The following is a 12,579-nucleotide window of genomic DNA, read 5'->3' as shown; positions in this document are numbered from 1 at the left end:
CGGGAGCGGACGCCGAGCATATCGGCAAGGGACCTGCGGCGCATATCGGCCTCGACCAGGAGCACGGACTTGCCGCTCGTGGCGATTGCCTGAGCAAGATTAATGGAAACCGTAGACTTGCCCTCGTTGGGAATCGAGGAGGTAACGGTGATGGTGCGAATGGGGTCGTCCACGCTCGCAAAGCGGATGTTGGCCAGAAGGGTCTTGGCGGCATTCTGTACAACGAGCTTATCGGTGTTCTTTGCTTTAGCCATGCCTATTTACCACCTTTCATAGCCGGAATTCGGCCAACAACGGGAATGCCCAGGAGCTCTTCTGCCTCTTCGGCACCGCGGATGCGGGTATTGAGCATGTCTGCCAAAACGACATAGGCAACTGCGATAAAGATGCCCGCGAGGAACGCGACAGCAACGTACAGCATACGCTTGGGACCGCTGGGGGCTTCGGGGGTCTTAGCCTCGTCGATAACGTTGATGCTCTGGGCAGCGCCGACGTTCTGAGCGACCGTACTCACCGAGCTAGCTATGGCCTTTGCGACCTTAGCCGTCTCCTTGGCATCGGTGCCGGTAACCGAAAGCGTAATGACACGCGTGGTGGTCTCGGAGGAAACAGACACCTTGTAGTCATCCAGATCGGTGAGGCCCAGTTCATTGGCTGCGCCGCTCTTAACGCTATCGCTATCCAGCAGCGTGGCGATATCGTTGGAAAGCATCTGGCTCGCCGAGAGATCGTTGTAGCTCATCTGACCGCTATCGTCGGTCTTGGCGAGAATGTACATGCTCGTCGTCGCGGTGTAGGTGTTGTCCATCGCAACAAAGGACACGATGCCCATGGCGATCGCGCAGACCACCGGAAGGGTGATGACCAGCTTAAGGTGCTTTTTGAGCAGCTGGAACAGTTCGAGAAGGGTCATGCAGCTTGCCTTTCATTTCCCCAGTTCGGATTGACAAAACTGTCCGTATGTTATCGCATCTTTTTACCGAGACCAAACTCTATACATAAGAAACAGGCTCTCCTGTAAAAATGTCGGAAGCAATCGTAAAATTGCACAACAACGCCGCACCCGAAAGTCAAATGCGGCGTCTACATCAATATCTATGTTGTATCGCTATGCGAATGGCTCGTCCTGCTGTATGGGAAACGTCACCGTAATGGTGGTTCCCACGCCCAACTCGCTCGACAGATCGAGCGTGGCGTGATGATACAGGGCCGCATGCTTGACAATGGCAAGCCCCAGACCGGTTCCGCCGCGTGCCTTGGACCTACTCTTGTCCACGCGATAGAACCGCTCAAATACCTTGCCTTGTTCTTCAGGCGCGATACCGATTCCCGTGTCGGCGACCGCGAGGAACGGATGGCCTTCGTCGTTGGTGCCGCACTGCAGCGTAACCGTACCGCCGGGTCGATTGTAGCGGATGGCGTTGCTTGCCAGATTATAGATGAGCTCGTCGATCAAGCGCGACACGCCTTCGATGACCACAGGCTTGGTCTCATGACTTATCGTCACATTCGCCTGACGGGCGACCTGTTCAAGACGCTGCTCAACCGCGTAGATAGCACGCGAGAGCTCAATAGGCTCCGTGGACCCAATGGGCACCGCCTCGCCCTCAGTTGCACGCTCGGCCTCGTCCAAGTTAGACAGCGTAAGGATGTCGTTGACAAGCGCCGCCAAACGGCCCGCCTCACGATAGATGCGACCGCCAAAGTTGCGCAGGTCGTCCTCGCCCTCGACCATGCCGTTTGCGATGAGCTCAGCATAGCCCGAAATCGCCGTAAGCGGCGTCTTGAGCTCATGGGTGATATTCGCCGTGAACTCGCGGCGCATACGGTCGTTGTCCGCTAGCACCGCCATTTGGCGCTTGAGTTCCTGGCGCTGCGACTCAATACGCTCAAGCATGGGGACCATCTCGGCATAGGCGTACTCATAGCTACGGCGTGGGTGGTCCAAATCCACCTCTTGCAACGGCGCGATGATGGCACGGGACTCGCGGCGCGCCATAAAAAACGAGAGTACCGCACCCGCTGCTGCGATAAGCAGCATCGGCGCCACCATCGACAGCAAAATCGCCGCAACGCCAGGCTGGGCCTGCGCCAAGCGGACAACCTGGCCGTTATCAAGGGCGACAGCGCGATACAGCATAATCTCGTCGAGCGTAGAGCTTGCGCGCTCCGCGGAACCCAAACCACTCTCAAAGGCCTCGATGACCTCGGGGCGATCGCCATGGTTGGGCAGTGTGGAAGGCGACGCCTCGTTGTCGTAGGCAACCGATCCATCCTTGTTAATCAGCGTGATGCGCAAGTCCTCGCGATCGAGGCTACGCAAGAACGGGATGGGCTCCTGCTGCTCGTCGAGGGCGGCAGCAATGAGCTCGGTTTCCTGCGCCAGGTTGGCACTCGTGGCATCCGCCAAGGTGTTTTGCACAAAGAACGCGCCCAGCACCGTAAACGCCACGATAACCGCCATGGCGCAGACAAAGATCGTCACAAAAACGCGGTGCGACAGCGTATGTTTTCCCTGGGGGGCGAAGACCACGGGTTACTCCTCCGATGCGGCGGCCGCGGTGTCGTCACCTTCGGCACCATCACCGGCAGAAGGCTCGGCCAAGCGGTAGCCCACGCCGCGCACGGTCTCGATGGCGCCGGCATGCTCGCCCAGTTTTTGGCGAAGCGTCTGCACGTGCACGTCAACGGTGCGCGAACCGCCGTCGAAGTCCCAGCCCCACACGCTCTGCAGCAACGACTCGCGGGTAAAGACCACGCCGGGCTTACGCATGAGGTACTCGAGCAGGTCGAACTCGCGTAGGGTGAGCTTAAGCGGCTCGCCGGCAACGGTCACCTCGCGATGGCTGGGCGAGAGCACGATGTCGCCCACGCTGAGCACATCGCTTGCCTGCTTGACCATGCCGCCGCGACGCAGCAGTGCGCGGCAGCGGCTCGCAAGCTCCATGAGCGAAAACGGCTTAGTCAGGTAATCGTCGGCACCGCCATCGAGCGCCATCACCTTGTCGAGCTCGGTGTCCTTGGCGGTAAGCATCATGATGGGCACCGTCGCCGTCAGACGGTCGGCACGCAGGCGACGCATAATCGCCAAACCATCGGTATCGGGCAGCATGATGTCGAGCAGGACGGCATCGGGTACCCGTCGCGCCACGGCAGCCTTAAACTCGCCGTCGCACGAAAAGCCCTCGGCCTCGATCCCCTGCTTGCGCAGTGCATAGACCGTCAAATCCCTGATGTTGTCATCGTCCTCGACGTAATAGATCATGTTGAACCCCTTTGCGGCCGGCATGACCGCATCTTAACCCTAAAGGTACCTTTACTAGATGGTATCAGCCAAAACGTCCCGTCAAATAATCCGCCGTGCGCGGATCGGTCGGATTCTTGAAGAGTTGCGCGGCGGGCGCATGCTCCACCAACTCACCCAGCAAGAAAAACGCGACCGAGTCGGAGATACGCGCCGCCTGCTGCATATTGTGCGTAACGACCACGAGCGTACAGGTCTCTTTGAGCTCGCAGGCCAGCTGCTCCACCACGAGCGTCGACACAGGGTCGAGTGCCGAGGTCGGCTCGTCCATCAGCAGAATGTCGGGCTGCACGGCAAGTGCGCGGGCGATGCACAGGCGCTGCTGCTGTCCACCCGAAAGACCCAGGCCCGACTCCTTGAGCTTGTCCTTGACCTCATCCCATAGCGCAGCGCGACGAAGGGAATCCTCGACCAGCCCATCCAGCACAGCGCGATCGCGCACGCCCATGCCGCGCGGCCCATAGGCGACGTTGTCGTAGATGCTCATGGGAAACGGGTTGGGGCGCTGAAACACCATGCCCACGCGCTGGCGCAAACGGCAGATGTCGTAATCGCCCAGGATATCTTGACCATCGAGCGCAATCTTGCCCTCGATACGGCAATCCTTGATGCCGTCGTTCATGCGGTTAAAGCAGCGCAGCAACGTGGACTTTCCGCAGCCCGAAGGCCCGATAAACGAGGTGATCTGCTTGTCGCGGATCTTGATATTCACGTCCTTGAGCGCATGATGGTCGCCATAGAACAGGTCGAGGCCCTCGACGTCGATGCGCGTCGGCGAGGCGGCAAGATCCTCTGCCGTGGGGCGAGTCGCATCCCCAACCTCGCGCTCGTGCGCGGCCTCGGCCTGCGCTTCCATGAGTTCTTCAAGCTCCGTGGGCTCCACAGCCGCAGCAGCCGTCATACCGCATACCTCCACATCGATATCAATTCAGCAGTATCGATAGTAGAAATCGCGGCTCATATGCACGTGAGCGCATTGTCAAGTGTTTGTAAGGGCACGCTGGCTATGCGGCGGGCAGCTCGATGGTGAATATCGTGTGTTCGGGCGTCGATTCACATGCAACGGTACCGCCGTGTGCCGCGATGATCTCCTTGGCAATAGCAAGGCCCAGACCGGCACCACCGCGATTGGTCGCACGCGCCGCATCCAGGCGATAGAACTTCTCAAAGATCACCTTGAGCTTAGCCGCAGGGATAGGATCGCCCTGATTGATAAAGCGAACGCGCACGCCGCCATCGTCTTGGCGCCCGGCCTCAATCGTGATAGTCGAGCCCTCATAGCTATAGGCGACGGCGTTTTTCATGATGTTGTTGAACACGCGAGCCATCTTGTCGCCATCCACGAGCACCGTCAGGTCCTCGCGAATATCAACTTGGGCTTCCTTATGCTGCTCGTTGAGGATGGGATAGAACTCGTCAGCCACCTGAGCCAGCAGCAACCCCAGATCAACATAGCCGCGCGTGAGCACGATATCGTGGAAGTCAAAGCGTGTGATATCGAAGAACTCTTCGATGAGTGCATCGAGCCGGTGCGCCTTGTCGAGAGCCACGCCCGTAAAGTGCGCACGTTGCTCAACCGGCAGCTCAGGAGCCTCTTGCAGCAGCGAAAGATAGCCCACCACACTGGCAAGCGGGGTGCGTAGGTCATGTGCCAAGTACGTGACCAGATCGTCCTTGCGATGCGACTCGTCACGCAAGGCCTGTTGCACCTTGCGCTCACGGTCACGCACGCGGTTAAGGGCGCCCTCGACCTCCAAGAAGTCGCCGTCGATGTTGTCCCAGGTGTCGGGGTGATCGATCAGGCGATCTTGAATACGAGCGGCCAGCACACAATCGGCATGCTGCTCGCCCTGTTCGTAGCCCTGGTAGTACAGGGCGCGGCCACACAAGAACAGCACGCACGCGGCAAGCGCCAGCACAAAGCCAAGCATGTTGAATACAAAGCCGGCATCGAACAGCACCGGCCCTTCGATGCCGCCGAGCGCCATGGCGCCAATCGCCAACGTCATGGCCCACGCGGCGCCGCCAATCACCATGCAGCGGCGCACGATCTCAAATCGATCGATCAGCAAAAAGCCGGCAAGCAGCACCGTCAAGATTCCGGCGATGTTGTCGATGCCAATCAGCAGCAGGCTCAGCAAAAAGAGCAGCACCGTTGCAAGCGCGCGGTTGTCGACGACCGACCTCACGTATTCAAAGAGCCGATCGGGTACCTCGAATGCCTGCCTATCGTCTTTTGTCATATCCACTTCCCCACCATCAAAGGCGCTATTCGATGATGTAGCCGACGCCCCAGACGTTTTTGATAAAGCGTGGCTTTTGTGCGTCGTCGCCGATTTTTTCGCGCAAGTGGCGAATGTGCACCATCACCGTATTGTTGGAGCCGGGCATAAAATCCTCGCTCCACACCGCGCGGAACAGGTCCTCCACGGCCACCACGCTGCCGCGATGCTCGACCAGATACAGCAAGATTGAATACTCGGTGGGTGTGAGGCGTACCGGTGCACCGTCCACCGTCACGGAACGAGCGTCGCGGTTGATCTCCAAGCCGTCGAGCTGAATGGTCGGCGACTCGGCCGCCTGTGCACGGCTACCGTAGCTGGTGTAGCGGCGAAGCTGAGCGTGCACGCGCGCGATGAGCTCCAGCGGACGGAACGGCTTGACCACGTAATCGTCCGCGCCAAGCGAAAGGCCCCCGATCTTGTCTTGCTGGGCATCGCGCGCCGTCAGCATGATCACGGGATAGGTATGGCTGGAACGGATCGTACGCAGCAGCTCAAACCCATCGATATCGGGCAGCATGACATCTAGCAGCGCCAAATCGAACTCCTGCTCCAAAATCGCCTTGGCAGCATCGGCCCCGCTATAGGCAATCTGGACATCAAAGCCCTCTTTTGTAAGGTAGATGCCAACCAAGTCGGCGATGGCCTTTTCGTCATCAACTACCAGTATGCGCTCGTTCATGCGTGCTCCTCTCGCGCTCCATTATGCCTGAGGCGACGCACGCCACACACAACAAGCGTGGGTGATTAAGTCGGTCTTAAGCACCCTTGTGCCCGTTCGAACGCGGATGTGGGCCACGCACGCACGCGATGATCGCCGACGCCGGCAAACGATATACTCTAGTTTCAGAAGAGACCATCCCGTCGAAAGCGAAATCTGTGAAGTCCCTCACCTCTTTTGCAAAGCGCTCAGCCCAGCTTGCCGCCGGCTTTGTCTGCGCTATCGCCCTTGCCGCTGGCGCGCCCACCGTCGCCGGCGCCCAAGTGCTCACGACCGACAATGTTTGCGGCAAAACCGCCGATGCGCGCGGCATCACGGCCGAAAACCTGCCCGATATCGATGCGACCAATGCCCTCGTCATGGGCAAAGACGGTACCGTCTACTATGGGCGCGGCGCCGATGAGCAGGTCAAAATCGCCTCGATCACCAAGGTCATGACCGCAATCCTAACCGTCGAGAATTGCAAGATGGACGAGAAGGTCACGGTGAGCAACGCCGCAGCCACCGTGGGTAATTCGACCGCCGGCTTGCTCGAAGGCGACGAGCTTACCGTGGAGCAGGCACTACGCGGTCTGATGATTCCCTCGGGCAACGACGCCGCCATCGTGCTCGCCGAATATGTGGGCAAGAAGATCGACCCCAAGACCAAAGACGCCGAGGCCACATTTGTGAAGGCCATGAACGAGCGCGCTAAGAAGCTCGGCTGTACCGGTACGCTTTTTGAAAACCCGCATGGTCTGGACTTTGATGAGTGGGCTGGCAATATGCACTCAACCGCACACGACGTAGCGCTGATGATGCAGGAGGCCATGAAAAACGACACGATCCGCGAGGTCGTAGCGAGCGAGGATTCCTGGATCGAGGTCACGGGCGCCGACGGCACCGACCATTCGCATTCCATGGACACGCATAACTATTTGCTGGGCCAAGATGGCAACATCGGCGGCAAGACCGGCACCACCGACGACGCGGGCTATTGCTTTACGAGCGCCTACAACCGCGACGGCGACGAGATCTACACCGTTATTTTGAACTCCACCACCACCGATCAGCGCTTTACCGATACCGCCACCCTTGCCAACTGGTACTACGGTCACAAGGTGACGGTCGCAATCGCCAACACGCAAGAAAAGACCGCCAACGGCAACCCGCTTATGGCGCGCATTAGTCAAACCGACTGGACGGATAAGACAATCGACGCCACGCTCGCCGATCCCACGGCGCAAGCGACCGTGTTTTCTCTTGCCGGCGAGGTGACCGAAAAGGTTAGCTACGACGATCTTTCGGGCACGGTGCATGTGGGCGACAAGGTGGGCAGCGTTACACTCAAGCAGGACGGCACCAAAATCGCCGTTATGGACCTGGTTGCCGACGAGGAAGGCGCAGGGCCGAATCCCATTGAGTGGCTCCTTGTGAAGCTCGACCGCCTGGGCCGCCGCATCGACAACCGCCCGCTCACAGCCGAGAGCGAGACCGTAGCCAAGGCGCCCAAGGCGTAGGGCCGGAGCGATATCACATCGAACCAAATGAGGCGTCCAACGGGGCGCCTCAATTTTGAGGGTTCGAATCCCCAGCCTCCTTTCTCCGCACAAAAAAGGGCCCCAAATGGGACCCTTCTTCAAATTCGTACTGGCGGAGAGCTGGGGATGTCCGGGCATGCTACGCATGCCCTCCGGCTTCAAAGCCTGGCGGCTTTTCGCCCACGGGCTACAAACGCTTTCGCGTTTGCTTAACGCCCGTGCCCTCTCGGGTTCGAATCCCCAGCGCCCTTTCTCGATAATAAAAAAGGGCCCCCGATGGGACCCTTCTTTAAAGTTAAACTGGCGGAGAGCTGGGGATTCGAACCCCAGATGCCCTTTTGGGGCATACTCGCTTAGCAGGCGAGCACCTTCGGCCTCTCGGTCAGCTCTCCGTAACAGCCGTTCTATAGTAACCAAACAGTCGAGGATGGGCAAGAGGGAATTTGGAGCGATTCCATTTTTACCTTTCCCGCACCGCCTCCAACAAATAGTCGCGCATATACGGAATTGCAAACGAAACACAGCCATAGCCCGCGGGCTCAATCAACCCCGCATCGATCAGACGCTTGCGATATGACCCAACTTTGTTCGCCGACAAACCCATCTTCTTGGCGATATCGCCGTTGGCGATATCGACGCCCTCGCATTGAGCCATCGCCGCGAGATACTGAAACTGCCGTTCCGACACCCTGCGCAGCGCTGGGGCAATCACCATAGCATTAAAGCTATCAAGAGCCGCCTGGATACCCTTACGAGCCGCCTCTTCGCTCACGCTCTCCGCCCCACTGCGCGCAGCAACCTGCCAAGCGTAATATCCGACCAGCTGGACCATAAAGGGATAGCCTGCCGAAGCTTTTGTTAATAGCTCAGCGGCACCTTTGTCGAGCTCCTTGCCCGCTCGTCTCATCGTATCCTCAAACGATCCGCCAACTTCAAAATCGGAAAGCCGAGTAAGTTCAACATGTTTGGCTCGCTGAAGGAACGTCAACGTATCATCCACCACCACGCCATCTACCGATGTCGGCAGCCCGGCGAAAGCGAAAGCGACATTCGCTCCTTGGCGGATCAAGAGCTGCATCTCATTGCCTAGCTCGCGCATTTCCTCAGTTGAGGCATCCTGGATCTCGTCGAGCGTAATGAGCAGACCACCGCGCTTCGCAGCATCGTACATCGCCTCGCCCAGATGAGAGGCCGACTTCGACATCTCCATGGAGCCAAGGCTGACCCCTAAAATCGATGGGGAAATCGAGATTGATTCAAGACGAACGTTTCGCTGCAGAGCCTCGAGGATTCTATTGCAAAAACCAGCATTGGAGGCAACGTCAACGACCTCGAATCCTTTTTTGCGTGCAAGGTCACCCAATGCATTAAGGAGCACCGTTTTACCTGTGCCTCGGACGCCCGAGATGCGCATGAGTCGATCGGGGGCACCAGGACCATTCTCAAGAGCCTCGGCAAAGTCATCCAAAACAGTGTCCCGTCCGATAAGCTCAGGCGGATTCATGCCCGCCGTTGGCTTAAAGGGGTTAACAGCTTTCGTCATTCTGCCCTCCTCTACTAGTTTTAACAACTTTAACAAAGTTTAGCAACTTTAGCAGAGTTTAACAGTTTTAGCAGGCTCGGCGGCTTTATTCCTTACTGATCCTGCCGGGTCCTCCCGCCCGCGCCGATACAAATAGCGCGGTGCGGCCCCTCTATATCGCCCCTACCCCAGCGAGCGGTTGAGGGAGCCGAGCTCGTCGTTGCCCATGGTGCGCCACATTTGGAAGATGCAACCGCGTGCCAGGAAAAAGAAGCCGTTGTCGACCAGTTGCACAGCGGCATCTGCCAGCTGATTCGTCACGGCGGACACTGGCGGCAGCTCGAGTCCAGCCTTGCGGATGGTCTCGACCGCCTCCTCGAACGTCGGAGGCTCGCTGACGCCCATCTCATTCATAAGGCCCTGCATTTCTTCCAGCGCACTACTGCCCGATTCCTCACCGCGCGGCACCAGACGGTAACAAGCCAGCGCTAGGTCGAGCTGATCGCAATTCCAATAGGCAAACGCCAAGCGATAGAACAGGTAGCCGATTGCAGAACGATCGCTGGCAATACGTAGGCCGTGGCGCGCCACCTCGATAATCTCGTCAAAGCGCTCCAGACGCGCAAGCACGTTGATGAGCGCAAAGTGCGATTGCATGGACGAGCGTGCCAGATCGTAAAGATGGCGCACCTCGGGCAGTGCTCGTTCAAAGTCCTCTTGCTCGGCGTAAAAGCTGCAGATCTCGTGCTGGGCAAAGTACAGTGCATCGGGCGCACGAAGGATTCGCACAGAGCGGTCTTCTTCCAACACCGGTAGCACCATGCGCACCAGCTGGTTATCGCAAAACTGCGTTTGAACCGGACCTGTCGCCAAAAGCTCGGCGACGGCGCACTTAGCCTCCAACTCCTCAACAAGACGGGAAAAGCCTTCAAAAGCACCTGTACGGTCGACTTTTGCCTGCTCGCGCAATTCAACAACGCGGGCCACGTATGGGTCGTCGTCCTCTTCCATGACCTCCAACTCGTCAGCCGTATCGGCAAGCAGCAGATCGCGCAGCGCCGGCGGCAGTGTGCGATGGTCATCACGCGGACGAGCATGAACCTCCGCAGGCTCAATCGTCTCCGGAGCGGTTGACTCATACGCCTCAAGCACACGCTTGCACGGCATATCGTCCATGTCCATGCTCTCAAGATCCTTGGCGACAGGCACGCAATCGGCCAGATAGGCCGCGCGCCCAAAGAAATACGTTGCGACAACGCGCTCGCCCTGCTCACTGTCGGGAGCAGCAATCTGCACATAGCAGCGCGTGATGCAGGTGCCCGCGGCAAAACACGCTGCCGCAAGCGTAAGTGCCACGCGCGCATCGTGCTCCGCGGCCCAGATCGCGCGCATGTCCTCGTCCAGCTCGCGCCAGGCGTCATCCTGAGCGTCGTATTCACGTTGTGGCATGGCATCCACGACAGACCGCCCAAACCGAACGAGCATAATCCCCTCGGCAACGTTTGCCCGATAGGTATAGTCGAGCCGTGTGACCACGTTAAGCGCCTCGACAATACGCGCGAAGCGGGTACGCACATCCCACTCACCGCCCGGCTGGCAAGCCACCGTACCCGGTTTGCCCCACGGGTTATCGCTCGAGGCCGTATCGAGCAGTCGGGGAACATCGTTGGTCGTCTTGGCGATATGCCACGCATCAAAGAGCGCGCAGCCCTCAAGGCTCGGCGAGGATGCCGCAGGGGCCAATCCGGCCCCGATGCGCTCGAGGATGCCAGAGAGGCGGTTGAGACGGCACTCGATGGCAAGCAGCATGTCAATCTCGTCCTGGTCCAGCAGGCTGCGATCAAAATTGAGATAGAAAAGCTTTGAGCGATCGATGCGAGCCAGGCTCATCTCGGACTTGGCGGCGATGGTGCGCAGTCGGGGCAAGTCGACCTCGCTCATAAGGGCGGCGGCATAACGCTCAATACCGCTCGGATTCTCGGCATGGTCAACGCGGTAAAGCAGCGTCTCGATAGCGTCAGGTAGCGGTGCCGTGTTAAAGCCCAAAAACACCTCGACCGGCTCGGGCAACTTTACGAGCTTTATTTTGTCGACAACGTTTTGCATGTCCGCATCGAGACCGTCGACGCCCGCCGTGTTCGCAATAGCGCTTTCGGAGTTGGCAAATATCACGTAGCGCAAGAACATCGAGGCCATGAACTCGCCGTAAGGAAGGGCGCGGGTCGAATTCCATGTCTCGTGGTCGGACTGCTCGCGCATGGGGCCTTCGGGAGAGCCGGCAGTTTGCGCACACGTACGCATTGCACCGTTGGCTTCCCTTACCATAATCTCACCAATACTGGAATCCGACTCGTCAAGGACCAGCTCCATGTCGGGATCGTTGGGCAGCGGAGCCTCGCTAACGGGGCGGTCCACCTTGTACACCTCACCCGAAACGCTTACGTAGCCCAAAAGCGACACATGGCTTTTGCCAACGAATTCGACGACATAACAAGATTCATGCTGGTCCTCGCCAAAGAGTTTCCAGACCACGCCATATGAGCGCCCCGCAGGCTGCTCGGGCATCGCCGGAAAGCGCTTCTTGGGATCGAGAAACCTGAGCTTGTATGTCGGACGCTCTGCCACGAAGTATCACCCTGATCGGTCGCTTGAAGAAGGAGTGGTCACGGATGGGCCGCGACACCTACTCGAAATCTTACACGAGTCGACAGGAAATAGTCCGCTTTACGCCCGCGCCTCGACCGAGGTTCGAATCCATGCAGTGTTTACGTAAAAGAAAAGCCCCCGTTGCCGGGAGCTTTAATCTCAAATGGTGCGGCGTATAGGATTCCGCGCATCCGCTGCGCGGATGCGCACCGGCTTCGCCCGCCTGCCGGCGTGCTCGCCCGCTCGCTAAAAACGCTCCGCGTTTTCTTGACGCTCGCGCCTCGACCGAGGTTCGAATCCATGCAGTGCTTACGTAAAAGAAAAGCCCCCGTTGCCGGGAGCTTTAATCTCAAATGGTGCGGCGTATAGGATTCGAACCTATGACGTTCTGATTCGTAGTCAGACCCTCTATCCAGCTGAGGTAACGCCGCGACTTGTTGATTATTATGCACATGGACTGAATAATCGTCAAGCGTTTTTCAAAAAAAGTTATTGAATTTGATTTTTACCTTGATTATCGACTTTATCCGAACACCTCCCACATTCATCCGTACATGTACGGATGAATGTGGGAACCCGATACC

General features: G+C 58.4%; 10 protein-coding genes and 2 tRNA genes. 1 reads left to right on the top strand and 11 read right to left on the bottom strand.

Features of this window, described 5'->3' with window-relative positions; translation table 11 throughout:
- From AB5164_RS08505 to AB5164_RS08475, 7 genes are all read right to left on the bottom strand, one after another.
- A partial coding sequence (locus AB5164_RS08505; protein WP_368147978.1) for a nucleotide-binding protein occupies positions 1-254 on the bottom strand: 254 nt, incomplete at its 3' end.
- Between the two features lie 2 nt (positions 255-256).
- The gene (locus tag AB5164_RS08500) at positions 257-913 is read right to left on the bottom strand and encodes a YveK family protein (RefSeq protein ID WP_118093904.1); all 657 of its coding nucleotides are present in this window, start codon (positions 911-913) and stop codon (positions 257-259) included.
- A gap of 195 nt (positions 914-1,108) precedes the next feature.
- Positions 1,109-2,533, bottom strand: coding sequence for a sensor histidine kinase (locus AB5164_RS08495; RefSeq protein WP_368142416.1), 1,425 nt, complete (start codon positions 2,531-2,533; stop codon positions 1,109-1,111).
- A gap of 3 nt (positions 2,534-2,536) precedes the next feature.
- On the bottom strand, positions 2,537-3,265 hold the full coding sequence (locus AB5164_RS08490; RefSeq protein WP_368142417.1) for a response regulator transcription factor: 729 nt from the start codon (positions 3,263-3,265) through the stop codon (positions 2,537-2,539).
- A gap of 64 nt (positions 3,266-3,329) precedes the next feature.
- Entirely contained in the window at positions 3,330-4,205 is an 876-nt protein-coding gene (pstB, locus tag AB5164_RS08485) for a phosphate ABC transporter ATP-binding protein PstB (RefSeq protein WP_368147976.1), read from the bottom strand.
- A 103-nt stretch (positions 4,206-4,308) separates the two neighbouring features.
- Positions 4,309-5,547: a sensor histidine kinase gene (locus AB5164_RS08480; protein WP_368147974.1), complete on the bottom strand. Its 1,239-nt coding sequence runs from the start codon at positions 5,545-5,547 to the stop codon at positions 4,309-4,311.
- Between the two features lie 25 nt (positions 5,548-5,572).
- Entirely contained in the window at positions 5,573-6,268 is a 696-nt protein-coding gene (locus AB5164_RS08475; RefSeq protein ID WP_117786109.1) for a response regulator transcription factor, read from the bottom strand.
- Between the two features lie 197 nt (positions 6,269-6,465).
- Here AB5164_RS08475 and AB5164_RS08470 point away from each other — a divergent pair, with 197 nt between their 5' ends.
- Entirely contained in the window at positions 6,466-7,806 is a 1,341-nt protein-coding gene (locus tag AB5164_RS08470) for a D-alanyl-D-alanine carboxypeptidase family protein (protein WP_161115704.1), read from the top strand.
- 322 nt (positions 7,807-8,128) lie between these two features.
- Here AB5164_RS08470 and AB5164_RS08465 read toward each other — a convergent pair.
- The 4 genes from AB5164_RS08465 to AB5164_RS08450 all read right to left on the bottom strand — a co-directional run bounded on the left by AB5164_RS08465 (position 8,129) and on the right by AB5164_RS08450 (position 12,426).
- Positions 8,129-8,219 (bottom strand) — tRNA-Ser (locus tag AB5164_RS08465).
- A 68-nt stretch (positions 8,220-8,287) separates the two neighbouring features.
- Positions 8,288-9,370, bottom strand: coding sequence for a DUF8462 domain-containing protein (locus tag AB5164_RS08460; protein WP_349127685.1), 1,083 nt, complete (start codon positions 9,368-9,370; stop codon positions 8,288-8,290).
- Positions 9,371-9,532: 162 nt separating this feature from the next.
- Complete coding sequence (locus AB5164_RS08455) at positions 9,533-11,974, bottom strand: tetratricopeptide repeat protein (protein WP_368143238.1); 2,442 nt, start codon at positions 11,972-11,974, stop codon at positions 9,533-9,535.
- A gap of 375 nt (positions 11,975-12,349) precedes the next feature.
- A tRNA-Arg gene (locus AB5164_RS08450) sits at positions 12,350-12,426 on the bottom strand.
- Positions 12,427-12,579 lie beyond the last annotated feature (153 nt).

The sequence above is a fragment of the Collinsella aerofaciens genome (assembly GCF_040915425.1).
Lineage (GTDB): Bacteria > Actinomycetota > Coriobacteriia > Coriobacteriales > Coriobacteriaceae > Collinsella > Collinsella aerofaciens_BW.
This window is presented reverse-complemented; position numbering and strand designations above follow the sequence as displayed.

Bases quoted from the DNA above. Each gene is read 5' to 3' on its own strand.
- AB5164_RS08500 (WP_118093904.1), bottom strand. From the start codon at position 913: ATGACCCTTCTCGAACTGTTCCAGCTGCTCAAAAAGCACCTTAAGCTG.
- AB5164_RS08490 (WP_368142417.1), bottom strand. From the start codon at position 3,265: ATGATCTATTACGTCGAGGACGATGACAACATCAGGGATTTGACGGTC.
- pstB (WP_368147976.1), bottom strand. From the start codon at position 4,205: ATGACGGCTGCTGCGGCTGTGGAGCCCACGGAGCTTGAAGAACTCATG.
- AB5164_RS08480 (WP_368147974.1), bottom strand. From the start codon at position 5,547: ATGACAAAAGACGATAGGCAGGCATTCGAGGTACCCGATCGGCTCTTT.
- AB5164_RS08475 (WP_117786109.1), bottom strand. From the start codon at position 6,268: ATGAACGAGCGCATACTGGTAGTTGATGACGAAAAGGCCATCGCCGAC.
- AB5164_RS08460 (WP_349127685.1), bottom strand. From the start codon at position 9,370: ATGACGAAAGCTGTTAACCCCTTTAAGCCAACGGCGGGCATGAATCCG.